This is a genomic window from Pseudomonas viridiflava (assembly GCF_900602065.1).
Taxonomy (GTDB): Bacteria; Pseudomonadota; Gammaproteobacteria; order Pseudomonadales; family Pseudomonadaceae; genus Aquipseudomonas.
In genome coordinates this window covers 250,396-275,848 of record NZ_UWFN01000347.1, presented here as the reverse complement: position 1 = coordinate 275,848, position 25,453 = coordinate 250,396, and the positions used below count along the sequence as shown (strand labels likewise).

At 57.8% G+C, this 25,453-nt stretch carries 21 protein-coding genes; 13 read left to right on the top strand and 8 right to left on the bottom strand.

The genetic code is table 11. The features are described 5' to 3' along the window. The first annotated feature begins 313 nt into the window (after positions 1–313). Positions 314–1,801: a YdgA family protein gene (locus EE949_RS26980; RefSeq protein WP_122667075.1), complete on the top strand. Its 1,488-nt coding sequence runs from the start codon at positions 314–316 to the stop codon at positions 1,799–1,801. A gap of 146 nt (positions 1,802–1,947) precedes the next feature. Here EE949_RS26980 and EE949_RS26975 read toward each other — a convergent pair whose 3' ends face one another. After that, entirely contained in the window at positions 1,948–3,078 is a 1,131-nt protein-coding gene (locus tag EE949_RS26975) for a mechanosensitive ion channel family protein (protein WP_122667074.1), read from the bottom strand. 535 nt (positions 3,079–3,613) lie between these two features. Here EE949_RS26975 and EE949_RS26970 point away from each other — a divergent pair. The 5 genes from EE949_RS26970 to codA all read left to right on the top strand — a co-directional run bounded on the left by EE949_RS26970 (position 3,614) and on the right by codA (position 10,002). After that, positions 3,614–5,509 (top strand): cytochrome c/FTR1 family iron permease, encoded by a 1,896-nt coding sequence (locus EE949_RS26970; RefSeq protein WP_122667095.1) that lies wholly within the window; start codon positions 3,614–3,616, stop codon positions 5,507–5,509. 112 nt (positions 5,510–5,621) lie between these two features. Then, on the top strand, positions 5,622–6,071 hold the full coding sequence (locus EE949_RS26965; RefSeq protein ID WP_122667073.1) for a YaiI/YqxD family protein: 450 nt from the start codon (positions 5,622–5,624) through the stop codon (positions 6,069–6,071). 210 nt (positions 6,072–6,281) lie between these two features. Further along, positions 6,282–7,547, top strand: a complete 1,266-nt coding sequence (gene codB, locus EE949_RS26960; protein WP_122667094.1) for a cytosine permease — start codon at positions 6,282–6,284, stop codon at positions 7,545–7,547. Next, positions 7,544–8,761 carry a PucR family transcriptional regulator gene (locus tag EE949_RS26955; protein WP_122667072.1) on the top strand — a complete coding sequence of 406 codons (1,218 nt, stop codon included), beginning with the start codon at positions 7,544–7,546 and terminating at the stop codon, positions 8,759–8,761. The genes codB and EE949_RS26955 overlap by 4 nt, the downstream gene beginning before the upstream one ends. A 2-nt stretch (positions 8,762–8,763) precedes the next feature. Then, positions 8,764–10,002 (top strand): cytosine deaminase, encoded by a 1,239-nt coding sequence (codA, locus tag EE949_RS26950; protein ID WP_122667071.1) that lies wholly within the window; start codon positions 8,764–8,766, stop codon positions 10,000–10,002. Positions 10,003–10,111: 109 nt separating this feature from the next. Here codA and elbB read toward each other — a convergent pair whose 3' ends face one another. Further along, the gene (gene elbB, locus EE949_RS26945; protein ID WP_122667070.1) at positions 10,112–10,774 is read right to left on the bottom strand and encodes an isoprenoid biosynthesis glyoxalase ElbB; all 663 of its coding nucleotides are present in this window, start codon (positions 10,772–10,774) and stop codon (positions 10,112–10,114) included. A gap of 337 nt (positions 10,775–11,111) precedes the next feature. After that, positions 11,112–11,792, bottom strand: a complete 681-nt coding sequence (locus EE949_RS26940; RefSeq protein ID WP_122667069.1) for a DedA family protein — start codon at positions 11,790–11,792, stop codon at positions 11,112–11,114. A gap of 219 nt (positions 11,793–12,011) precedes the next feature. Here EE949_RS26940 and hemB point away from each other — a divergent pair, with 219 nt between their 5' ends. Together hemB and ppk1 are read left to right on the top strand one after the other, a co-directional pair. After that, positions 12,012–13,022 carry a porphobilinogen synthase gene (hemB, locus tag EE949_RS26935; RefSeq protein WP_087271991.1) on the top strand — a complete coding sequence of 337 codons (1,011 nt, stop codon included), beginning with the start codon at positions 12,012–12,014 and terminating at the stop codon, positions 13,020–13,022. Between the two features lie 16 nt (positions 13,023–13,038). Next, entirely contained in the window at positions 13,039–15,246 is a 2,208-nt protein-coding gene (gene ppk1, locus EE949_RS26930; RefSeq protein ID WP_122667068.1) for a polyphosphate kinase 1, read from the top strand. On the opposite strand, the gene ppx is transcribed toward ppk1, so the two are convergent. Together ppx and EE949_RS26920 are read right to left on the bottom strand one after the other, a co-directional pair. Next, positions 15,233–16,735, bottom strand: coding sequence for an exopolyphosphatase (gene ppx, locus EE949_RS26925; protein WP_122667093.1), 1,503 nt, complete (start codon positions 16,733–16,735; stop codon positions 15,233–15,235). The genes ppk1 and ppx overlap by 14 nt on opposite strands. A 231-nt stretch (positions 16,736–16,966) precedes the next feature. Then, positions 16,967–17,431 carry an Lrp/AsnC family transcriptional regulator gene (locus EE949_RS26920; protein ID WP_122667067.1) on the bottom strand — a complete coding sequence of 155 codons (465 nt, stop codon included), beginning with the start codon at positions 17,429–17,431 and terminating at the stop codon, positions 16,967–16,969. Positions 17,432–17,570: 139 nt separating this feature from the next. Between EE949_RS26920 and EE949_RS26915 the strand changes: the two genes are divergently transcribed. From EE949_RS26915 to EE949_RS26895, 5 genes are all read left to right on the top strand, one after another. Continuing rightward, positions 17,571–17,918 carry a hypothetical protein gene (locus tag EE949_RS26915; protein WP_122667092.1) on the top strand — a complete coding sequence of 116 codons (348 nt, stop codon included), beginning with the start codon at positions 17,571–17,573 and terminating at the stop codon, positions 17,916–17,918. 107 nt (positions 17,919–18,025) lie between these two features. Further along, the gene (locus tag EE949_RS26910; protein WP_122667066.1) at positions 18,026–19,810 is read left to right on the top strand and encodes a GspE/PulE family protein; all 1,785 of its coding nucleotides are present in this window, start codon (positions 18,026–18,028) and stop codon (positions 19,808–19,810) included. A 272-nt stretch (positions 19,811–20,082) separates the two neighbouring features. Beyond that, the gene (locus EE949_RS26905) at positions 20,083–21,003 is read left to right on the top strand and encodes an SPFH domain-containing protein (RefSeq protein WP_122667065.1); all 921 of its coding nucleotides are present in this window, start codon (positions 20,083–20,085) and stop codon (positions 21,001–21,003) included. A 10-nt stretch (positions 21,004–21,013) separates the two neighbouring features. After that, on the top strand, positions 21,014–21,457 hold the full coding sequence (locus tag EE949_RS26900) for an NfeD family protein (RefSeq protein WP_122667064.1): 444 nt from the start codon (positions 21,014–21,016) through the stop codon (positions 21,455–21,457). Between the two features lie 190 nt (positions 21,458–21,647). After that, positions 21,648–21,971 (top strand): DUF2388 domain-containing protein, encoded by a 324-nt coding sequence (locus EE949_RS26895; protein WP_027901291.1) that lies wholly within the window; start codon positions 21,648–21,650, stop codon positions 21,969–21,971. Between the two features lie 59 nt (positions 21,972–22,030). On the opposite strand, the gene gcvH is transcribed toward EE949_RS26895, so the two are convergent. From gcvH to EE949_RS26880, 3 genes are all read right to left on the bottom strand, one after another. After that, on the bottom strand, positions 22,031–22,414 hold the full coding sequence (gene gcvH / locus EE949_RS26890; protein ID WP_122667063.1) for a glycine cleavage system protein GcvH: 384 nt from the start codon (positions 22,412–22,414) through the stop codon (positions 22,031–22,033). A gap of 46 nt (positions 22,415–22,460) precedes the next feature. After that, complete coding sequence (gene gcvT / locus EE949_RS26885; protein ID WP_122667062.1) at positions 22,461–23,543, bottom strand: glycine cleavage system aminomethyltransferase GcvT; 1,083 nt, start codon at positions 23,541–23,543, stop codon at positions 22,461–22,463. 154 nt (positions 23,544–23,697) lie between these two features. Next, the gene (locus tag EE949_RS26880; protein ID WP_122667061.1) at positions 23,698–25,314 is read right to left on the bottom strand and encodes an ABC transporter permease; all 1,617 of its coding nucleotides are present in this window, start codon (positions 25,312–25,314) and stop codon (positions 23,698–23,700) included. Between the last annotated feature and the right edge of the window lie 139 nt (positions 25,315–25,453).

The following is a 25,453-nucleotide window of genomic DNA, read 5'->3' as shown; positions in this document are numbered from 1 at the left end:
GGATCCTGTTATTTCAAACCGGCCCCCAGCCTAACGTCTGGAGCAAGACTATTGCTACCCCACACCTGAATGCAGGCAGTTTGCAACCAAAGCGCCGAAACGCTGCCCAACTGCCTTAGAAAAGGAGCATTCGTACAGACAAAACAGCAACAGGGCTGGGTCATGAGAAGATGGCGATGATAATCTCTCGCGACTTTTCGCCCCATGCGTCGTGCTGTTTTGGTCGGCCTGGAATCAGGCTGCCGAAAACCCGCGAAGGGTTCAGGGAAGACTTTTTTCAAATTACCCAGAAACGGATCTCTTCGAGTCAAACATGAATAAATCAGTAGGCATCGCAGCAGGCGTCATCGTTGTCGTGGGGGCACTGGCCACCGCCGGAGCGTGGTACACGGGCACCCGAATCGAAGGCGTACTGCGTGATTCGATCGATCAGGGCAATCAGGAGCTCGCGAAGTCCCTCAAAGGCTCCAATAGCAACATCACGCTGGAAATGGTGTCGATTGATCGGCATCTGTTCAGCAGCACCGCGCATTACCGCGTGCTTGTTCACGACGAGAACCTGACCACCGATGGCAAGAATGCCGAGTTCCTGTTCGTCGATAACATCGAGCATGGCCCGCTGCCGTTCTCGCGTCTGAAGAGCTTCAAGCTCCTGCCGGTCATGGCACAGAGCAATTTCCAGATGGAGAAGAGCCCAAGCGCCGAGAAATGGTTTGCCATGAGCAACGGTGCAAGTCCGGTCACCGGATACGCCAGCGTCGGTTATGACCGCTCTGCCACTGGCGCGCTGTTGCTGGCGCCGCTGGAGCTGAAGGACACCGACGGGACCTTCACCTTCTCAGGTCTGCGACTGGACACCGAGTCCAGCGCTGATGCCGAGAAGATCAAACTGCTTGGCAAAATGGATAACTTCCAGTTGAACGTCACTTCGCCAGAAGGTGAGGTCGCGTTGGGTGCCAAAGGCGTGACCCTGGATATGGGCGGCACCAAAGGCAAATCCGGTTTCTATCTGGGCCACAATAACCTGAAAGCCGATAACTTCGTGGCACAGGTTGCAGGGCAGGCCCCCATCGCGCTCAAGGACGTGACCGGGACCAGTCTGGCTCAGGAAGAGGGCGGCAATCTTGCTGCGCAGATGAGCTACAACGTCGGCATGATCAACTACAACGGCAAGGACGTCGGGGCGTTGCAGTCGGCGTTCAAGATCAGCAACTTTGATGTGGCCGCTTCACAGGCGCTTTACGACCTGTACCAGACCAAGATCCTGCCGCAACAACAGGCCGCTAACGCAGCCGGTGAGAAGCTGGAGCTGCAACTCAGCCCGGCGGACCAGCAATTGATCGATACGCAAATCATCAAATTGTTGGCAGCCAAGCCACACGTCGAGCTTGAAAGGCTGGCGCTCAAAACTGCCAATGGTGAAAGCCATCTGCACGTTGCCGTGGATTTGACTGACACCGGCTCGACCGAACAGCCATCGCCTGATCGTTTCCGCAACGCCATTGCTCAACTGGAAGCGAAGCTGGTTTTGTCCAAACCGATGATCAGTGACCTGGCGACCCTGCAGGCAAATCTTGCCGGGCAGACCGACCCTGCTGCGATCGCTGAACAAGCCAAAGCGGCCGGTGACATGACCGGTGCAATGGCCGTCATGATGCAAGTGGCAAAGGTTGATGGCGATAACATCGTCTCCAATCTGCAATACGCCAATGACATCGTTGATTTCAATGGCCAGAAAATGACCCCGGAGCAATTCATTGCCCTGATCATGAGCAAGGTCATCGGAATGCGGATGAAGTAAGAGGGCGCGGGCCTGCCCTTATAGGGGAGCCGCTAATCTGTTGGCACGAGGCTGGTCCGCGAAAAACGATAACGCGGTGCAACTGGTGCACCGCGTCGACTGATTCGCGGGCAAGCCTCGCTCCAACAAGAATGTGGAAGCAAGCCTCAAACCGGCGGCTGACGAGGAATGTCGACTGGCGTCTCGTGGACGTCGATTTCTGGTCGTACATTGCGCGAGGAAATTTCCGTACGCAGTTGTGGCAGGCTTTGTGGGTATTGCTTGGCGATGAAGGCAATCAGGCGTTCACGCATGTGACAGCGAGCGTCCCAACTGCGCGAGGAGTCTGCCGAACTCAATAGAACCCTAAGTTGCATGGCTTTGGCATTGGTGTCCGCGACTTGCAGTACGCACACTCGACCGTCCCACAGATGGGGGATGTCTTCGCAAATGCGCTGTACTTCTGCGCGCAGTTCTTCCACCGGTAATGAATAGTCGACCCAGACAAACACCGAACCGATGAGGCTTGAGGTGGCTCGTGTCCAGTTCTGGAAAGGCTTCTCGATGAAATACTGCAGCGGAACAACCATGCGTCGCTCGTCCCAGATCTTGATGACCACGTACGTGCCGCTGATCTCTTCGACGCGCCCCCATTCGCCCTCGACAATGACCACGTCGTCGAGCCGGATCGGCTGGGAAATAGCGATTTGCAGACCCGCGATCAAATTCCCCAGTACCGGTTTCGCGGCAAAACCTGCAGCCAGTCCTGCCAGGCCCGCCGACGCCAACAAGCTGGTGCCGATCTTGGCCACAGGCGGGAAGCTCATCAGGATCAAGCCCGTACCGAACAGCAACACCAGCGCATTCAGGCAGCGCACCAGAACGCGGACCTGCGTCTGTATGCGACGTGCATGAAGGTTATCCACGATGTCCAGCGGGTTACGGATTGCCACCGCTTCGCCCACTGCCTTGACGCAACTGAGCACCAGCCAGGTAAACCCTGCTGTAACCAGCAAGCCATTGACATGGCGCACTGTACCGATCAGCACCAGATCATCGGGCGCTGAAGTCCAGACTGTCTGCAACGCCAGTAATGGCACGAGCCATAGCGTCGGATTGGCGGCTCGATAAACCAGCTGTTGTGGCAGCACGAATGAGCTGGCGACGCGACGCAGAACGCTTAATGCCAGCCAGCGGATCAGCAGGGCCAGTAATACCGCGACACACGCGGCGATCAGAGTCTTGAGCCAAGGCAGAGGCACTGCCTCCAGCCAGCTCTGGGGCAACAGATATTCCATCGACGGTACCCACAGCAAAAATGACTTTAAGCCGAGCGAACCCTTTCGGTTTTGGCCCGTCGGCCTCGATGGCGATAGCTGCCTGAAACGTGTGAACCCTTTAGCGCCGTGAATGTTCCCCGGCATTTGGCGTGGCATCTTTCATGAGTAGTTAAGGGCGGACGTTACCCGCGGCGCGCAGGGTTTTTCTGGCCCAAAACAAAAAACCCGCCGAGGCGGGTTTTCTTCAAGACCATTCCAACATCCTGTCGGTAGGCCCTCCGGGCCATGGTCGATCATCCTTGATCCTGTGCGCGTCCTGCGCATCAGTTGTTGGATCCAATATTACGCAAGAACCCACATCACCAATAGGGCGAATTGCCGTCTCTTCGTGTAAGCCTTTGGCTATTTATGCCAGTAATTCTCATTAACGTTAAGCGGCGATGTGGATGAGCCGCGGTTAATGTAATATTTAGCAACAAAGATCTGGCCTAGCCTTAGTCGCGAGGAAGCCGGGTGAACGATGCGCGACCTGAACAACTTGCCGAGATCACTGATGTCCATGCGTTCCCGTTTTCTGGCCTGGCTGATGTTGCCATTGCTGGCGCTGTGCAGTTCCAGCTTGCTGGCTGATACCACTGATGGCGCGGCGCAAGCCCTGCATTTACTTGATTACATCGGTGCCGATTACCCGTCGAGCGTGGCGGACGGCAAGGTCGTGGATGAAGGTGATTACCGGCAACAGCTGGATTCCCTGGGCGTCTTGCGAGGCTTGGTTGCCGCGCTGCCTGAGCGGGCAGAGCGCGCCGAACTCGGAAAAGGTGTCTCAAGCCTTGCTGATGCCGTTGCCCAGAAGCAGGACGGGGCGGTGATTACCCGTCAGGCCCGCCAGTTGGGAGCGCGTTTGGCAGTGGCTTATGAGGTCAGCCAGGCGCCAGTGATCACCCCCGACCCTGCGCGGGGCGCGCCGTTGTATGCCCAGCATTGTTCGGTCTGCCATGGTGACGCGGGCGCTGGTGACGGCCCGGCTGGTATCGGCCTCGAGCCGCCTCCCTCGGATTTACGCGATGTCGCTCGCCTGGATCGCCTGAGCCTTTATGACTTATACAACGCGCTAGGCCTTGGGATTGCCGGGACTGATATGCCGGCCTTTGCAGACCAACTGGATGATCGTCAGCGCTGGGATATTGCCACTTACATCGCCAGCTTTAGCGCGCAGCCGGTGACGGCACCCGCCAAGACCTACAACCTTGCTGACCTGGCGCGGCAGACACCACTGGAAGTCAGCGCTGCCGACGGCGAGCAGGCCGTTGCCACGTTCCGCGCCCAGCGTGCGCAGCCACCGCAAGTCCAGCGCGGCCCCGCGCAATTGCTCGATTACACCAGCCAGACGCTGGACAAGAGTCTGGCGGCTTATCGTGCGGGCGATCACGAACAGGCTTATGACTTATCCGTTGCGGCCTATCTGGAAGGCTTCGAGCTGGTTGAAAGTTCGCTGGATAACGTCGATGCCAATGTCCGCAAAGACACCGAAAAGGCACTGATGGCCTACCGTCAGTCTTTGCAGGACGGTTTGCCGCTGGAGCAGGCCGCGCAAAAACTGGATTTCGCCAAAGCTAAACTCAAAGAGTCGGCGGGCCTGTTGGGCAGTGATGGCTTAAGCACGTCGCTGAGCTACATTTCCGGGCTGCTGATTCTGCTGCGTGAAGGCCTTGAGGCGATTCTGGTGTTGGCGGCTATCCTCGCTTTCCTGCGTAACACGGGTCAGGAGTCGGCAGTACGCAGCGTCAATATCGGTTGGGCGCTGGCCTTGCTGGCCGGTCTGGGAACCTGGGCGCTGGCGGCTTATGTCATTGATGTCAGCGGTGCCCAGCGCGAATTGCTCGAAGGGGCAACGGCGCTGTTTGCCAGCGTAATGGTGTTATGGCTGGGTGTCTGGATGCACGACCGTCGTCATGCCGCAGCTTGGCAGGATTACATCAAAAGCAGCCTGGTAGGCGGCGGTGGGCGTTTCGGTTTTGCGATTCTGGCGTTCTTCTCGGTTTATCGGGAGTTGTTCGAAGTCATCCTGTTCTACGAAACCCTGTGGCTGCAAGCTGGCCCGGCCGGGCACAATGCTGTGTTGGCTGGCGGCGCCACGGCACTGGTATTGCTGATCGGTCTGGCGTGGATCATCCTGCGCGGCTCGGCAAAACTGCCATTGACGCTGTTCTTCGGCATTAACGCTGCGCTGTTGTGCGCATTGTCGGTGGTGTTCGCCGGGCATGGTGTCAAAGCTCTGCAGGAAGCTGGCATATTCGGAACTCGCCCGGTACCGTTCTTCGAGTTCGACTGGCTGGGCATTCATGCCGACGCGTATTCCCTGAGCGCCCAGTTCATTGCCTTGCTGGCTATTGCGGTGCTGTACGGCCGCAGTTGGCTGGCCGAGAAGCGCAGGGCTGAGGTCGCATGAAGTTCTTGTAGGAGCTGCCGAAGGCTGCGAAAGGAAGTGTCATAGGGATCGGTTTCGCAGCCTGCGGCAGCTCCTACAAGGATCAGCTCAATTTTTAGAACGAGGTACGCCCATGCGCGTCTGGATCGATGCCGACGCCTGCCCCAAGGCAGCAAAAGACCAAGTCATCAAGTTCGCCCTCAAACGTCAGTTCGAAGTGGTGCTGGTTGCCGGTCAGAGTCAGATCAAGCCCACGTACACCCTGGTCAAGCTGATCGTGGTACCGAGTGGTCCTGATGCCGCGGACGATTATCTGGTGGAGCATGCTGTGCCCGGCGAACTGGTGATTTGCAGTGATGTGCCGTTGGCGGATCGCCTGGTCAAAAAGGGCGTCGCTGCGCTGGATCCGCGCGGGAAGGAGTTCGACGCGCAGAACATGGGCGACCGTCTCGCTGTGCGTAATCTGTTTACCGACCTGCGGGATCAAGGCCAGATGGGCGGTGGGCAGCCGCCGTATGGCGACCGGGAAAAACAGGCGTTTGCCAACACCCTTGACCGCATTCTCACGCGTCTCTCCCGCTAAAAATTGCACCCTAAAACGGTGCATGCCCGCCTCAGAATGAATCACTCTGCACAGTCTCTCGCATAAATAACGCGTTGAAGTGTGCAGTTCGCACACCTGCCGATATCAACACTGCCTGCTTTTTTCTGCTTCGAAGCGACGTCCGGAAACGGCCTGGTTATTGCTCTGGCACCAGCCTGCCCCGACCCTTTCGATGTGGAGAAAAACGATATGAGTTCACCCAGCGAGTTTCCCTTGAGCGAAGCCCCGCGTGAAGGACGCAAAGGGCTGCTGTCGATTTCCATGGTGCTGTTCAGTTTCACGTTCTTCACCGGGACCATGTTTGCCGGTGGAAAGCTGGGCATGGCGTTTAACTTCGTCGACATGCTGTGGATCGCTGCCATCGGCAACAGTCTGTTGGCGATCTATGCGGCGTCGTTGGCCTTCATCGCCTCGCGCAGCGGTTTGAACACTGTGCTGATGGGCCGTTTTTGTTTTGGTGAGGCGGGCAGCCGACTGTCGGACGTCCTGCTCGGCTTTGCCGAACTGGGCTGGTACGCGTGGGGCACCGCGACGGTTGCCATCGTCCTGGTGAAAATGCTCGGCCTGGCCGAAGGCTTCACCTCACCACTTATGGTCTTGTTTGGGCTTGGCTTCAGCATCACGGCGATCATCGGCTACAAGGGGCTGGACGTGCTGTCGCGAGTCTCAGTGCCACTGATGTTCGTGCTACTGGTCATTTCCATGTACATCGCCACCCGAGATGTCGGCGGTTTCCAGGGATTGGCGGCGGTTATTCCTCACGAAACCATGACGCTTTCAGCCGCTATCACCATGGTCTTCGGTACGTTCGCCAGTGGCGCGACTCAAGCCACCAACTGGACGCGGTTGTCGCGCAGCGGACGCGTGGCCGTGACTGCCAGCGTCGTTGCCTTTCTGGTGGGCAACGGTTTGATGGTCGTCGCTGGCGCGTGGTGCGCGATGGTTTATCAACAGGCCGATATCGTTGAAGTGATGATGCTTCAGGGCCTGTCGTTCGCCGCAGTGATCATGCTTTGCCTGAACCTGTGGACCATTCAGGGGCCGACTATTTACAACGTATCGGCTGCGGCCTGCCACCTGTTGCGCAGCGAGCGGCGGCGGACCATGACATTGATCGCCGCAGCGCTCGGTATCGTGTTGGCCATCGGCGGCATGTACGAAATGCTGATTCCGTTTCTGGTGCTGCTGGGCTCGATCATCCCGCCCATTGGCGGCGTGATCATGGCTGACTTCTGGTATCGCCATCACGGTAAATACCCTGCTTTGGCCAGCGTCGTGCTGCCACGCTACAACCTGTTGGGGCTATCGGCCTATGCGGTTGGCGCCGCACTGGCGTATTTCTCGCCCTGGATTGCGCCACTTGTAGGCATTGCCGCGTCGGCGATTTTCTACATCGTACTGCTGGAAGTCACTGGTAAGCGGAGCATGGTTGCCAGCGTTCAGGAGGAGCTTTGACCCTGACCGTTGAAGAAATCCTCCAGCTACCGGGGCTGGAGGAAATGACCGTGCGGGCAGGGTCGGCGAATCTGCATCGCAGCGTGCGCTGGTCTTATGTGGCGGAGAACGAGGGGATTGCTGACTGGATCATGGGCGGCGAACTGGTGTTCGTCACCGGCATCAACTACTTGCGCGACGAAGCCAACCTGCTGCGTATGGTTCGTGAAGGTGATGCAAGTGGCATCGCCGGGCTGGTGATCCTCACGGGTGATGCTTATATCCAGCACATCCCTGAGTCTGTAATCGAGCTTGCTGAGCAGTGCGGCTTACCGCTGATTGAGCAACCGTATCTGTTGAAGATGGTCATCGTCACCCATCTGATCGGCACGGCGCTGGTGCAGATGGCGCAGACCAAACGCTCGCGCCACGACATCCTCGGCCAATTGCTCAGTGGTGATTACCCGAGCCTGAGTATCGCCCGGCAGCGCGCTGCGCATTTGCGTTTGCCGCTGGAAGTGCCCCGGCATTTGGTAGCGCTACGCTTGTCGGCGGTCAGCGTGCTGTTCGACAGCCATGAGCCGGAGGCGGCGGAGCGCCTGCTGCAACAGACCCGACAAGCGGTGCTGGATCATCTCGACGCCTGGAATCGCGGCTTGCCAGACGCCTTGCCGGTGATTGTGCAGGGCGATCTTTTCATTCTATTGCTGCCCAGGCTTGAAGCAATTCGTCATGAGCTGGGGTTGCTTTACCGAGAGCTTGCGTCAGTACTCGGCAAAATGGCGTTGTTTATGGGGCTGGCCAACCCGGTCGCAGACTGTGGGCAGTATCGGCAGGCCCTGAACGAGGCTCGGCAGGCGTTGGACGTTGCCGAGCACTTACGGCCCGCCAGCGGCCTGTGCGATTTCAGCGAGCTGGGCGTATTGCGCTTGTTGCAGGCCGTTGCTGATCGTTCGGTCATCGATAGCTTCGTCAAGCAGATCCTCGGGCCGCTGATCGAAACCCACCGTAAGCAACCTCATAGCCTGATTGAAACAATGGACGCCCTGCTTCAGGAGAACGGCAACGGGCTCAAGGCCGCTCAGCGCCTGGGCATCCATCGCAACACCATCAACCAGCGTATTCAACGAATCGAGCAGCTCAGTGGGCAATGTCTCGATGACCCGAATTTTCGAATGAACGCTTCGGTTGCGCTGCTGGTATGGCGCATGTCCGAAGCCCAGCGACAGGAATGAACATGAACATCATCAATGCCACATTGCGTAACACCCAGGGGCTGCACACTGTCAGCTGGGAAAACGGCAGTATTACGGCCATCACCGCTCAGGCTGAAAGCCTGCATCCCGGCGGGGCGGCTGACATCGATGCTCGCGGCCAACTGGTGATCGCGCCATTGGTAGAGCCGCATATCCATCTGGACGCAACGCTGACCGCTGGCGAACCCGAGTGGAACATGAGTGGGACGTTGTTCGAAGGTATCGAGCGCTGGGCACAGCGCAAGGAAACCATCACTCATGCAGACACCAAGCAGCGTGCGCATACCACCATCCGCATGTTGGCTGAGCATGGCATTCAGCATGTACGAACCCATATCGACGTCACCGACCCGACCCTGGGTGCGCTCAAGGCGATGCTTGAGGTGCGTGAAGAAGCCCGTCACCTGATTGATCTGCAAATCGTTGCCTTTCCTCAAGAAGGCATCGAGTCCTACGCAGGCGGTCGTGAGTTGATGGAGCGTGCGGTGGAGATGGGCGCAGATGTGGTCGGCGGCATCCCGCACTTCGAAAACACCCGTGAGCAGGGCGTCAGTTCGATCAAGTTTCTTATGGACCTGGCTGAGCGAACCGGCTGCCTGGTGGATGTACATTGCGACGAGACTGATGATCCGAACTCACGCTTTCTGGAAGTGCTGGCTGAAGAGGCGCGCGTGCGTGATATGGGCAGCCGCGTGACGGCCAGCCACACCACCGCCATGGGCTCCTACGATAATGCGTACTGCTCGAAGCTGTTCCGGTTGCTGAAACGCTCGGGGATCAACTTCGTCTCCTGCCCAACCGAAAGCATCCACCTGCAAGGGCGTTTCGATACCTATCCCAAGCGGCGGGGGCTTACCCGCGTCGCCGAGCTGGATCGCGCCGGGATGAACGTGTGCTTTGGTCAGGATTCGATCAAAGATCCGTGGTACCCGCTGGGCAATGGCAACATCCTGCGTATCCTCGATGCAGGCTTGCACATCTGTCACATGATGGGCTTCGAGGATCTGGCGCGAAGCCTTGATCTGGTCACTGACAACAGTGCCCGCACCCTTAATCTGGGCGAGGGCTACGGCATCGCAGTTGGCCGACCGGCGAACCTGGTGATTCTGGATGCGGAAAGTGATTACGAAGCCGTGCGCCGTCAGGCAAAGGCGCGGGTGTCGATTCGCGGTGGGAAGGTATTGATGACACGAGTGCCGGAGCGGGTTGAGTTTAGTTAAACCGCCATACTGCGCTGTCCTGTAGGAGCTGCCGAAGGCTGCGAATCGCGGTGCATCAGGATAACCGCTTCGCAGCCTTCGGCAGCTCCTACAAGGCAACGATTCAAACCTATTCCTCGTGCGTCAACTCCAGCACCCGGTCCACCAGTTTGTTGATCCCGGCGGCCGCTTCGCCGATGGTTTTGGCAACCATATAAGCGGGAGTACTGACCAGTTTGCGTGCTTTATCTTCGACGATGTCGGTCACTTCGCATTCCTGATGCTCGCCCTTCATGCGGGTGATCGCATCTGCGGTTTCGGCATCGTTGCCGATGGTGCAGGTAACACCGGGCCCGTAGATTTTTGCGGCCAGCGCCGGGCTTATGCAAATAAGGCCAACTGGCTTGCCCGCTTCAGCGAATGCTTCGGCTAGCGCCAGGACTTCAGCCTGTACCTTGCAGTCCGCGCCTGCGGTGGCGAAGTCAGAAAGATTCTTGGCTGCGCCAAAACCGCCAGGAATAATCAGTGCATCAAACTGGGTGACATCAGCCTCACGTATATCTTCGATGGCACCGCGAGCGATGCGTGCCGACTCCACCAGCACGTTGCGGGTCTCCGGCATCTCTTCGCCCGTCAGGTGATTGACCACATGATGCTGCGTGATATTGGGCGCGAAGCATTGCACTGCCGCGCCGCGCTGATCGAGGCGCAGCAGCGTAAGCACGCTTTCATGAATTTCCGCGCCGTCATAGACGCCACAGCCGGACAAAATCACGGCGACTTTCTTTTGCATGATCATTCTCCCTATCGAAAGCAGCGGTCTGCCCAACGACTTTTAACCTGGTATTGGGACAAGCGTCTGAGGCGGGGATTCAATCGGATAGTCTATGCGTACGTCTTGGCACCGCGCTGTCGCGCAGCAAACATTGGACCTGTAGGAGTGACCGGGGTGGCATTCCACATTGCTCGCGATTCGGTTCGTCAGTCTATGAATATAGAGCCTGTGCTGACGCTATCGCGAGCAAGCTCACTCCTACAGACAGTATTCCAAATCAGGTGGCTGTATTCTTTGATAGAAGGAGGGGCCTCACAGGCGAGCGCAATGCCGGGGCATTGCGCTCGTGGCGGACCTAGCGGTCGCCGTGTTTCTTGCTGTCGGCAGGCACTTCAACGGTAACCTCAGCCGGAACCGGGTTAGCGACACCCGCTTCAGCATCGGCTGCCGCTGCCATGGACGCTGCGGCAGCCTCTTCCCTGGCAATGCGCGCGTTCTTGAAACGACGACGCAACCAAAGGGCAAACCCAAGTACCAGCAGTGCGCCGAGTACCCACAACTCATACTTCTTGATGTTACCCAGCATGCCTTCGAGCACTGCGCCGAAGTGATAGGCCGCATAACCCAGCGCCGCGGCCCAGACAGCCGCACCAATGCCATTGAGGATCAAGTAGCGCAGCGGCGGGTAGCCTGAAAGCCCAATGGCAACTGGCATGACGGTACGCAGCCCGTAGACAAAGCGAAAGCTCAAGACCCACAGGTCCGGATGCTTGCGAATGTGCGCCAGAGCCTTGTCGCCCATGAGTTGCCAGCGCGGTTTGCGCGCCAGGATTTTGCGACCGTGCCTGCGCCCCATGTAGTACCAAAGCTGGTCCCCGGCGTAGCTTCCGAAGAAGGCCACGACCACGACCAGTTTGATGTCCATGTACTCACGGAACGCCAGAAATCCAGCGAGGACCAATATGGTCTCGCCTTCAAAGAAGGTGCCGATGAAGAGGGCAAAGTAGCCAAATTCGTGCAAGAAATTCTGGAGCATTGTCTGGATGCTGGCGAAATGAACGCGCAGCCTAACTCGGCCAAGGCATTCAGGAAAGTGTGGAAATGTGTCTCGACGTTAATCTTTCCTACAAGGACAATGGCAAAAGCCTCAACTGCGGCCCCGAGTCGCACGTGGCCCATGACTGTCACACATTAGTCATAATGGTCGCTTATAACTGTCACGCTTGCCCGTGTACGCGGGCTCAGGAGTCTCGCCGTGAGCTTTACCCCCGCCAACCGCCTGTTTCCTCTTACCCGCCTGCGCCGCAATCGTCGCGATGATTTCTCTCGTCGTCTGGTCCGCGAAAACGTTGTGACTGTCGATGACCTGATCCTCCCCGTATTCGTACTCGACGGTGAAAACCGTCGTGAAGAAGTCGCGTCGATGCCTGGCGTTGAGCGCTTGAGTATCGATCTGCTGCTCGAAGAAGCGCAGAAGTGGGTTGCGCTGGGCATTCCTGCCCTTGCGCTGTTCCCGGTCACTCCGGTCGAGAAGAAAACCCTGGATGGCGCCGAAGCCTGGAACCCGGACGGTATTGCCCAGCGCGCTACCCGCGCGCTGCGTGACCGCTTCCCGGAGCTGGGCGTCATCACTGATGTGGCGCTTGACCCGTTCACGACTCATGGTCAGGACGGCATTCTTGACGAAGAAGGCTATGTGCAGAACGACATCACCGTCGATGCACTGGTCAAACAGGCACTGTCCCATGCCGATGCCGGTGCTCAGGTTGTGGCACCCTCCGACATGATGGACGGTCGAATCCAGGCTATTCGTGAAGCGCTTGAACTGGCTGGCCACGTCAATGTGCGGATCATGGCCTACTCGGCCAAGTACGCCAGCGCCTACTACGGGCCATTCCGTGATGCGGTCGGGTCGGCGTTGAATCTGGGCAAGGCGAACAAGGCGTCCTATCAGATGGACCCGGCCAACAGCAACGAAGCGCTGCATGAAGTGGCTGCCGATCTGGCTGAAGGCGCGGACATGGTTATGGTCAAACCGGGCATGCCTTATCTGGACATCCTTCATCGGGTCAAGGATGAGTTCAAGGTGCCGACATTTGTTTATCAGGTCAGCGGCGAGTACGCGATGCACATGGCGGCCATTCAGAATGGCTGGCTCAGTGAAGGCGTTATTCTCGAATCGCTCACCGCTTTCAAACGCGCAGGAGCTGACGGCATCCTCACTTATTTCGCCGTCCGCGCTGCAGAACTGTTAAAAGGGCAATAGCCGTACAGGAACATTCATGAATACCGAAGGACTCACCGAAGCTGCTGTTGAAGTCAACGATCAGGAAGTTCTTACTGTGGTCGAGCCAAGCGTCGAGGTCATACCCGCTATCGTCGAGACGCCGCCGGTTCCGGCTATTGTTGTGCCAAATCTGGACGACAGCAGTCTCTACATCCACCGGGAGCTGTCGCAGCTAAAGTTCAACATTCGCGTGTTGGAACAGGCACTGGATGAGTCCTATCCATTGCTGGAGCGGCTCAAGTTCCTGCTGATCTTTTCCAGCAACCTCGATGAGTTCTTCGAAATTCGTGTCGCCGGTCTGAAAAAGCAGATCACCTTCGCCCGTGAACAAGCCGGCGCCGATGGTCTGCAACCGCATCAGGCCCTGGCCCGCATCAGTGAGCTGGTGCACGGCCACGTTGATCGCCAATACGCGATCCTCAATGACATTCTGCTGCCTGAGCTTGAAAAGCATCAGGTGCGCTTCATTCGTCGTCGTCACTGGACGGCCAAGCTCAAAGCCTGGGTGCGTCGTTATTTCCGTGACGAAATTGCGCCGATCATTACACCGATCGGCCTCGACCCGACTCACCCGTTCCCGCTGCTGGTGAACAAGAGCCTGAACTTCATCGTAGAGCTGGAAGGTATCGACGCCTTCGGTCGCGACTCGGGTCTGGCGATCATTCCGGCTCCGCGTTTGCTGCCTCGCGTGATCAAAGTGCCGGAAGAGATCAGTGGTCCTGGCGACAACTTTGTCTTCCTCTCGTCAATGATCCACGCCCACGCTGACGACTTGTTCCAAGGCATGAAGGTCAAGGGCTGCTATCAGTTCCGTCTGACCCGTAACGCCGACCTGGCGCTGGATTCCGAAGACGTAGAAGACCTGGCCCGCGCACTGCGTGGCGAGTTGTTCTCCCGCCGTTATGGTGATGCGGTACGTCTGGAAGTGGCCGATACCTGCCCTAAACACCTGTCGGATTACCTGCTCAAGCAGTTCAATCTGGCAGAGTCCGAGCTGTATCAGGTCAATGGCCCGGTCAACCTGACGCGTCTGTTCAGCATTACCGGGCTGGACAGCCATCCGGAACTGCAATACCAGCCGTTCACTCCGGCCATTCCGAAGCTGCTACAAAACAGCGAGAACATTTTCAACGTGATCGGCAAGCAGGACATCCTGCTGCTGCATCCCTACGAATCCTTCACGCCAGTGGTTGATCTGCTGCGTCAGGCCGCCAAAGACCCGCACGTTCTTGCGGTTCGCCAGACGCTGTATCGCAGCGGCGCGAACTCGGAAATCGTTGATGCCTTGGTTGATGCCGCCCGCAACGGTAAAGAGGTCACTGCGGTGATCGAGTTGCGTGCGCGTTTTGACGAAGAGTCCAACCTGCAACTGGCCAGCCGTCTGCAGGCCGCGGGCGCGGTGGTGATCTACGGGGTGGTGGGCTTCAAGACTCACGCCAAGATGATGCTGATACTGCGTCGCGAAGCAGGCGAAATCGTCCGTTACGCGCACCTCGGGACAGGTAACTACCACGCGGGTAACGCCCGTCTGTACACCGACTACAGTTTGCTCACCTCCGATGATGCCCTGTGCGAAGACGTCGGCAAGCTGTTCAGTCAGTTGATCGGCATGGGTAAAACCCTGCGCATGAAGAAGCTTCTGCATGCCCCGTTCACGCTGAAGAAGGGCATGCTGGACATGATTGCCCGGGAAACACAGTTCGCTGTGGACGGTAAGCCGGCGCATATCATTGCCAAATTCAACTCGCTGACCGATCCGAAGATCATCAGGGCGCTGTACAAGGCCAGCCAGTCAGGTGTGCGCATCGACCTGGTGGTGCGCGGCATGTGCTGCCTGCGTCCGGGTATCCCGGGTGTGTCGCACAACATTCACGTGCGCTCGATCATCGGTCGCTTCCTGGAGCACACGCGGGTCTTCTACTTCCTCAACGGCGGCGACGAGCAGATGTTCCTGTCCAGCGCCGACTGGATGGAGCGCAACCTCGACAAGCGCGTCGAGACTTGCTTCCCGGTAGAGGGTAAAAAGCTGATCCTGCGAGTGAAGAAAGAGCTGGAGCTTTATCTGACCGACAACACCCACAGCTGGCTCTTGCAGCCAGATGGCACTTACGTGCGCAGCACGCCGACCGGCAATCAGAATGCGCGCAACGTTCAGGCGACCCTGCTGGAGCGCCTGAGCAACCCGGTCCTCAGCGTACGCTGAGGACGATACCGACCCGGGTCAGCCACTCCGCTTCCAGCGCGAAGTCGGCCTGGGTCAGTTGGTTGTTTTCCAGCCACCCTTTGGGGAATACCACATCAAGATTGTTGCCGTTGGCGGTGAGAACCGGCTGTGGCATTTCTTGCGTGCCGCGAATGTGATGAAACAGGATCGCAAAGCGCAGCAGCACGCACAGACGAATCAGTTTCTCGCCCTCTGCGCCGAAGTCGGCGAACTTGTCCTTGGGAATATTGCGACGGTGGCCGCGTACCAGCAGGGCCAGCATTTGCTGATCTTCCCGTGAGAAGCCGGAGAGGTCGGAGTGCTCGATCAGATAAGCGCCATGCTTGTGGTAGTGATAGTGAGCGATGTCCAGACCCACCTCATGAACCTTGGCGGCCCAACTGAGCAGTTCCCGATAGCTGTCGTCTTCCAGGTCCCAAGCGTGAGCGACCTGCTCAAGCGCGTGTAGCGCTTTGCGTTCCACACGTGCGGCTTGTTCAAGGTCTACGTGATAACGCTCCATCAGCGAGCTCAGAGTGCGCTCACGGACGTCTTCATGATGATGGCGACCCATCAGGTCGTACAGCACACCCTCACGCAGCGCACCTTCGCAGTGATCCATACGCTGCAGCTCCAGCGCATCGAAAATCGCTTCAAGAATGGCCAGGCCTGCCGGGAAGATCGAGCGGCGATCCGGCTTGATGCCGTCGAAGTCGATCTTGTCGACATCACCCAATTTGAACAGCTTGCGCTTGAGCCAGGCCAGGCCATCGGCGTTTACTTCACCTGAACCGTGACCGTTGGCCTTGAGGGCCAGGCCGATCGCACGAATAGTGCCCGACGAGCCGATGGCTTCGTCCCACTTCAGGCGATGCAGGGCGTGTTCAATGCTCATGATTTCCAGGCGTGCAGCGGTATAAGCCTGTGCGTAGCGCGCCGGGGTGATCTTGCCGTCCTTGAAGTAGCGCTGGGTGAAGCTTACGCAACCCATCTGCAGGCTTTCGCGCAGCAGCGGTTCAAAACGCTGGCCAATGATGAATTCGGTACTGCCACCGCCGATATCCGCTACCAGTCGTTTCCCGGGGGTATCAGCCAGTGTGTGCGACACACCGAGGTAAATCAGGCGGGCTTCTTCACGGCCTGAAATCACTTCCACCGGGTGGCCGAGAATTTCCTCGGCGCGAACGATGAATTCATTACGGTTGCGTGCTTCGCGCAGCGCGTTGGTACCCACGATACGCACCGCACCGAGCGGCAGGCCGTTGATCAGTTGCGCGAAGCGCTTCAGGCAATCGAGCCCGCGCTGCATGGACTCTTCGTTGAGTTGCCGCTCTTCGTTAATGCCGGCAGCCAGCTGAACCTTCTCTCCCAGGCGCTCCAGGATGCGGATGTCACCCGAGTTGGCTTGGGCCACCACCATGTGGAAGCTGTTCGAGCCAAGGTCAATGGCGGCGATCAGGGAAAGATTCTTGGCTTTGGATTGCGGCATGATCAGAAAATCTCGGTCGATAACCGCGCCATCGTGCCACGATCCATGGCTAACGCCAACGCGAAGCTTTGAAGCTGGCGCTTGGCCTGCAATATCAATGGTCTGGATCAATTAATTGGCAGGCCTGACACATACCTGTGGGAGCTGGGCTTGCCCGCGATAAGAGCACCATCATATTCGGACATTGTGGTGCTCTTATCGCGAGCAAGCTCGGCTCCTACAGGCGGAGCATCAAACCGGCAAGCTCGTCGTGGATTTGATCTCCGACAGGGCCACGGTCGAATTCACTTCCTGAATGCCCGGCACCAGCGACAGCTTCTCGAAGAAGAACCGCTCATAAGCCTCGATATCCGGCGTCACGATGCGCAGCAGAAAGTCGACTGAGCCCATCAGCACGTAACACTCCAGTACTTCGGGAAAGCCGCGAATCGCCTCGGTGAATTCCGTGAAGTTCGAGCGCCCGTGAGCATTGAGCTTCACCTCGGCAAAGATCTGCGTGTTCAGGCCGATTTTCTTTCGGTCCAGCAGGGAAACCTGACGGCGAATAACCCCTTCATCCTTGAGCCGCTGAATCCTGCGCCAGCAGGGCGATTGGGACAAACCTACCTGCTCGGCAATTTGCGCGCTGGACAGCGAAGCGTCCTCCTGCAGCAGCGCGAGGATCTTGCGATCGTATGTATCCAGCTCGGTTTGCATAATTATTTCCTGATTGGCCAGTAGCGAGCATTAATAAGTCTTATTGCGACTAAATCAACCAATCATGGACCAGAAATTTCTTTTCCTGCATGTAAGAATTTCTTTCAATCGTTCAAACCTCGACATCGCAGAGGCCAACATGCCCAATCTCGAAGCCGTCACTTCTCTGCCGCACCGTCCCGACAGCTGGTCGGCCGACAATGCTCATTGCTATGCACGCTTTGAAATCATTATCGAAGCTGAGGCCGATTCTCTGTGTCGAGTGTTGAATCTGTTTGCGATGCAGTACCTGATACCTCGTCAGGTCAACGTTTTACAGCAGGACGACGTGCTGGCTATCGACGTCGAAGTCACCCACCTGACCTGGCATCGGGCGCAGGTCATTGCGGAAAAAATGCGCAGCCTGATCAATGTCTGTTCAGTCGAGCTGGAACAAGTCGCTCAGCCACACGTCTCAACCTCAACGGTTTCCCTTGCCGTCGGTTGAGCCGGGCTGAAAAAAAACGTCACTCATGTGTACGCATATGCCCAATTAACTGACACGCTGGGGGCTACTCTTGGTTCGTTTGAACCGAATTGTCCAAAGGAATCCGCATGTCAGCTCACGCCTCATCATCACAGGACCGTTGGCTGGATCTGAATGATCTGCTGCGCGATCTGGTCGCCCAAGAGTTCATTGACCAGAACAGTGCCGAGCAAGCGTTGACGCAGCGCCGCAGCGCCGCGAACCTGCAACTGCACCCTCTGGAATTTATCGCCACACAACAGCTCGACGACCTCAAGCGCCCGGGGCGCAAGCTGGATCTGGAAACGTTGACTGCCTGGCTTGCCGCGCAAAGCGGACAGCCTTACCTGCGCATTGACCCGTTGAAGATCCAGGTGGCGTCGGTTACCCCGCTGATGTCTTACGCGTTTGCCCAGCGCCACAAAATTCTGGCAGTGGCGGTGGATCGTGATTCTGTAACCATCGCCAGTGCACAGCCCTATGTGTGCGCCTGGGAAGCCGACCTGACTCATGTACTGAAGCTGCCAATCCGACGTGTGGTGGCCAACCCGACTGATATTCAGCGACTTGCAGTGGAGTTTTATCGACTGGCCAAATCCGTCAGTGGCGCTGCCGCGACGGATCAGAAAATCAGCGGCATGGGCAATTTTGAACAGCTGCTCAAGCTGGGAGCCAGCGATCAGGAACCCGACGCGAACGACGCGCATATCGTCAATATCGTCGACTGGCTGTTCCAGTACGCGTTCCAGCAACGGGCCAGCGACATACATATCGAACCCCGTCGTGAGCAAGGCACCGTGCGCTTCCGTATCGATGGTGTGCTGCACAATGTCTATCAGTTTCCCGCACAGGTGACGATGGCGATTGTCAGCCGTTTGAAAAGCCTGGGGCGCATGAACGTTGCCGAGAAGCGCAAACCTCAGGACGGGCGTGTGAAAACCACAACGCCCGATGGCGGTGAGGTCGAGCTACGTCTGTCGACGCTGCCTACAGCGTTCGGGGAAAAGATGGTCATGCGGATCTTCGATCCGGAAGTGCTGCTGAAAAACTTTGATCAGTTGGGTTTTTCCAACGATGACTTGCGACGTTGGGAGGGCATGACCCGTCAGCCCAACGGCATCATTCTGGTTACCGGGCCCACTGGATCGGGCAAGACCACCACGCTCTACACCACGCTCAAGATGCTCGCGACCTCTGAAGTCAATCTGTGCACCATCGAAGACCCTATCGAGATGGTCGAGCCCGCTTTCAACCAGATGCAGGTTCAGCACAACATCGACCTGACCTTCGCCAGCGGTATACGCGCGTTGATGCGACAAGACCCGGACATCATCATGATCGGTGAGATACGTGATCTGGAGACTGCCGAAATGGCGATCCAGGCGGCGCTCACCGGTCACTTGGTGCTTTCGACGCTGCACACCAATGACGCACCCAGTGCGATCAGCCGGATGCTGGAGCTGGGCGTGCCGCATTATTTGCTCAAAGCCACCATCCTTGGCGTGATGGCGCAGCGGTTGGTGCGAACCTTGTGTCCGCACTGCAAGGCCCCCGTGCAACTCGACGAGGGCGACTGGCAAAGCCTGACCCGTCCGTGGCAAGCGCCAGTCCCAGCAGGAGCGCATCGGGCAGTAGGTTGCGTGGAGTGCCGTGATACCGGTTACCGTGGCCGTGCCGGTGTGTATGAAATCATGTTGATGTCCGATGGCGTTCAGGGCCTGATCAGCGCTGATCTTGACCTCACTGCAATGCGCCGCCAGGCGTTCAAGGAAGGCATGCGCAGCTTGCGTCTGTCCGGCGCGCAGAAAGTCTCCGCAGGGCTGACTACGCTTGAAGAAGTACTGCGCGTGACGCCGCAGAGCGAGCAGCGCTGAGGTCGCCTGGAGCGAGGTTCACCGTCTGAGATTTTGACCTGCAAACCCAATCTCCGTGGGAGCGAATTCATTCGCGAAGAGGCCGGTACATTCGCAGCTTATGCACCGCCTGAAATACCGCTTTCCCGAATAAATTCGGTCCCACAGAATTTATGTCACACGGAAAATCGCTCACATCCTGAACCACTATTCCATCGAATCATTGGCTTTCTGTGGCCGAAGTCTGACTAAATAGCTCGCTGATAAACGTTCGTGACCAACAGGGAAATGTTATGCAACTGGGCAGTGTGGTTTTACTCTTCGTAGCGCTGGCAATCGCCATCGTCTTCATGGGCTTCAAGGTTGTGCCGCAAGGCTACCAATGGACTGTCGAGCGCTTTGGCCGCTACACGACAACCCTCAAGCCAGGCCTGAACATCATTGTGCCGGTGATGGACCGTATCGGGCGCAAGATCAATGTCATGGAAAGCGTGCTCGACATTCCCCCGCAGGAAGTCATCACCGCTGACAACGCAACGGTGCAAATCGATGCGGTATGCTTCTTTCAGGTGGTGAATACCGCGCAGGCGGCTTACGAGGTGAATAACCTCGAACATGCCATTCGCAACTTGCTGCAAACCAACATCCGTACCGTACTGGGCTCCATGGAGCTGGATGCGATGCTCAGCCAGCGTGACAACATCAACGAACGACTGCTGCGCACGGTGGATGAAGCCACGGCGCCGTGGGGCATCAAGATCACCCGGATTGAAATCAAGGACATCAGCCCGCCAGCCGATCTGATGGCCGCCATGTCCGGTCAGATGAAAGCCGAGCGGATCAAGCGGGCGCAAATCCTTGAAGCAGAGGGCCTGAGGGCGTCGGCGATTCTGACGGCTGAAGGCAAGAAGCAGGCGCAGATCCTTGAGGCTGAAGGCGGGCGTCAGGCTGCGTTTCTGGAGTCCGAAGCACGTGAGCGTCAAGCCGAGGCCGAAGCGCGGGCCACTCAGGTGGTGTCCGAGGCCATTGCCAGCGGTAACGTCCAGGCGGTCAATTACTTCGTCGCGCAAAAGTACATCGATGCGCTGGGCAAACTGGCTTCAGCCAATAACAGCAAAGTCATCCTGATGCCTCTGGAGGCCAGTCAGGTCATTGGCGCCGTGGGTGGCATCGGCGAAATCGTCAAGGCCACTTTCGACAGCAAGAAGGTCTGAGGCGGGCGTCATGGAATACCTGCAAAATCTGTCGTTCTGGGATTGGTTGGGGCTGGGCACCGTGCTGTTGATTCTTGAAGTGTTCGGCGCGGGCGGCTATCTGTTGTGGATGGGTGTCGCAGCCGCAGCGGTAGGCGTCATGACATTCATCATTCCAGGGATGCTCTGGACCTTTCAGTTCCTGCTGTTTGCGGTGACCTCGGTGCTAACCGCGTTGTACTGGTGGCGACGTCAGCGCACGGTTAACCGGCCTTCCGATCAACCCGGTTTGAATATGCGCGGCCAGGAGTTGATCGGTCGTGTTTTTGTCGTCCAGGACGCAATCGTCGACGGTCGCGGCAAGATCAAGGTCGGTGACAGCGTATGGCTGGCCAATGGGCCGGATACACCAGTGGGCACGCAAGTGCGCGTGATTGGCCAGGATGGGGCGATATTGCGGGTTGAAGCGCTTTGAGTAACACCTGACGCCTGTAGGAGCGCGCTTGCCCGCGATAGCATTAAGTCAGGCTCCGGTACGCTATCTGGAAGACTGCTATCGCGGGCAAGCGCGCTCCTACTGGTTTTCGGTCGCATCCATCATGGAACTACCGCATCACTCCAGACATCCAACAGTTTCAGAACAATCACTGTTGGAGTACCTCACCATGCGTCTCAAGCTCGCTGTCGCCACGTTTGCTCTGCTCTCTCTCCCGGTTGGTTCAGCAATGGCTGACGCTGGGTTCTGGCGTGATGTTATTTCTTCGGGCGCCACTACCGGCTCCACTTACCTGACTTTCAAGGATCACAAACTGATCGTTGCCGCTCAAGACGACGCAGGCAGCTTCGTTGCCAGCGACGGCGGCATCCGTGGCCCTTTCCTGGAAGCTGCCATTCAGCAGGTTCGCAGTGAAAACCCAGGCCTGAATGCCTCGGACATGGATCTGGCTAATGCCATCCTGGCCAAGAATCTGGTCGCTGAAAACCAGTAAGTTGCTGGCGAAAAAAATGCCGCTCAATGAGCGGCATTTTTTATGGCGGGCTGTTCGGCTTATTCGCCGATAGCGGCCTTGTAACCTGCAGCATCCAGCAGTTTTGCCAGATCGGCATCGGCTGCACTTGGCTTGATCTTGAAAATCCAGGCACCGTAAGAGTCGTTGTTCAACGATTCCGGCGCATCAGCCAGCGCTTCGTTGACTTCGACGACTTCACCGGCAATCGGCGAATAGATATCGGAAGCGGCTTTCACCGATTCAACGACACCTGCAGCGTCGCCAGCAGCGAAGACTTTGCCGATTTCTGGCAGCTCAACGAATACCACGTCACCCAGCGCTTCCTGAGCGTGATCGGAAATGCCGACAACGATCAGGTCACCTTCTTTCTTCGCCCACTCGTGGCTTTCAGCAAAACGCAGTTCGGCGGGGATATTGCTCATATAGTCATCCTCAACATCGGGTCAGCGGTAAACCCGCCAGGAAAATTCAGATCAGGGCTTTGCCATGACGTACAAACGCGGGCTTCACCACGCGAACCGGGTACCATTTGCCACGAATTTCGACTTCGGCACGGTCAGCAGTGGCCATGGGCACACGTGCCAAGGCAATCGACTTGCTTAGCGTAGGAGAGAAACTACCACTGGTGATCTCTCCTTCGCCAATTTCTGCGATACGGACCACCTGATGAGCACGCAAAACGCCGCGCTCTTCGAGTACCAGTCCGACCAGTTTTGACGCTATGCCCCGTGCGCGCTCGGCTTCCAGAGCTGCTCGTCCGATGAATTTGCGCGAAGTCGGCTCCCAGGCGAGGGTCCAGGCCATATTGGCTACCAGTGGCGTGACCTGCTCGTCGATGTCCTGGCCATAAAGGTTCATCCCTGCTTCAAGGCGCAAGGTGTCTCTTGCACCCAGACCAATCGGAGAAATACCCGCGCCCACCAGATCATTGAAGAAACCAGGTGCTTGTTGCGACGGCAGAATGATTTCCAGCCCGTCTTCGCCGGTATAACCAGTACGGGCGATGAACCAGTCGCCATCGTCGCGACCTTCGAACGGCTTGAGCTGACGGATAAGTTCGGCGCGGGAGGCGGTTACCAGTTCGGCGATCTTGTTTCGGGCATTGGGGCCCTGGATGGCCAGCATCGACAGGTCATTGCGCTTGTTCAACTGAACATCGAAGTCGTTCAGATGCACGAACATCCAGGCCAGGTCTTTCTCGCCCGTGGCGGCGTTGACCACCAGCCGGTAACCACTGTCGGTGAGGTAGACGATCATGTCGTCGATGATCCCGCCGTCGTTATCAAGCATTGCGCTGTACAGCGCTTGCCCGACATTTTTCAGCCGGTCGACATCATTGGCGAGCAAGTACTGCAGCCAGGTTTTTGCCTGGCTGCCGGTCACATCAATCACATGCATGTGTGAGACGTCGAACACACCGCAGTCGCGGCGCACCTGATGGTGCTCTTCGACCTGCGATCCATAATGCAACGGCATGTCCCAACCACCAAAATCGACCATCTTCGCGCCGAGCGCGAGGTGCAGGTCAAAAAGCGGCGTGCGCTGTCCCATGGGTTTCTCCTTCCGGGCGTGGCGAAGATGCGGACAGGCAGAGTGCTCACATGCCCCCGTGAATTGGGGTGTAGAACAGATAGCAACATGTCGAACAGTCTGACAGACCACACCGATTGCGGCGCATTGTAGCCGCAAGGTTGTAGACCCGCATCTAACGAAATTGACGAGCCGAGCGTCTGATCAAGCCGATGACCGGCAACAGGCCAACAAGAACCAGCGTCAGGGCAGGCAGGGCGGCGCGGGCCCACTCGCCTTCGCTGGTCATTTCGAAGATGCGTACCGCCAGCGTGTCCCAGCCGAACGGGCGCATGAGCAAGGTGGCGGGCATCTCTTTGAGGACGTCGACGAAGACCAGCAACGCTGCGCTCAAGGCGCCCGGAATCAGCAAGGGCAGATACACCTTGAAAAACAATCGCGGCCCACTGACACCCAAGCTACGCGCTGCTTCCGGAAGAGAAGGGCGGATGCGTGACAGGCTGTTTTCGAGCGGTCCGTAGGCCACTGCAATGAAACGCACCAAGTAGGCCAGCAGCAATGCGGCGAGGCTTCCCAGCAGCAACGGTTTGCCCGCCCCCCCTAGCCAACTGGACACAGGGATTACCAGCACTCGATCCAGATAACTGAAGGCAAGCATGATTGACACGGCCAATACCGAGCCAGGCAGCGCATAGCCCAGGTTCGCAAGACCGACCCCTGAGTTGATCGCTGGAGTCGGGGCCAGACGCCGGGCAAATGCCAGTACCAACGCCACGCTTACGGTTATGAGCGCTGCTATTCCACCCAGGTATAAGGTGTGCAGGATTAGCCCGGTATAGCGTTCATCCAGATCGAAGCGCCCGCGTTGCCAGACCCAGACGATCAGTTGCAGCAGTGGTACCGCAAAGGCGCAGATGAACACCAGCCCACACCAGCAACTGGCAGCAGCCGCTTTGAATCCGCGAAGATGGTAAAGCGCCTTGACCCGGGGCCTTTCGTTGGTCGCCCGGCTCGCACCTCTGGCTCGGCGTTCGCCGTAAAGCACGATCATCACCGCCAGCAGCAACAGGCTGGCCAGCTGCGCTGCGCTGGAGAGGCTGAAGAAGCCGTACCAGGTTTTATAAATGGCCGTGGTGAACGTATCGAAGTTGAACACCGAAACCGCGCCAAAATCCGCGAGGGTTTCCATCAGCGCCAGTGCCACACCCGCACCAATGGCAGGCCGTGCCATGGGTAGGGCTACCCGCCAGAATGCCTGCCATGGCGTTTGCCCAAGCACGCGGGCAGCCTCCATCAGCCCTTTACCCTGAGCAAGAAACGCCGTTCGGGCCAGCAGGTATACGTACGGATAGAACACCAGCACCAGCACGATAATCACGCCGCCCGTGGAGCGTACTCGCGGCAGTCGCAAGCCCGTCCCGAACCACTCGCGCAACAGTGTTTGTACGGGACCTGCAAAGTCCAGCAGGCCGACAAACACAAAGGCCAGCACATAGGCGGGAATTGCGAAAGGCAGCATCAAGGCCCAGTCCAGCCAGCGTCGACCGGGGAATTCGCACAAGCTGGTCAGCCAGGCAAGGCTGACGCCCAGCAGGGTGACCCCAAGGCCGACCCCGACGATCAGCGTCAGGGTATTGCCCAGCAGGCGTGGCATCTGTGTTTCCCACAGGTGCGACCAGATCTGCACGTCGATGGTCTGCCACGACAACAGCAAAACGCTGAGCGGCAGCAGCACCAAAGCAGCGATGGTGAAGACCAGTGGATACCAGCGGCGTTGGGCGGGGTGGGCCAAGGGGTGGGACCTTAAAGGCATGGTTACGACTTGGGTCTGTAGGAGCGCGCTTGCCCGCGATAGCGTTTTTTCAGCCGAAAAGTTTCGACAGAAAGATAGCTATCGCGGGCAAGCGCGCTCCTACATCGGCAGGCGTCAG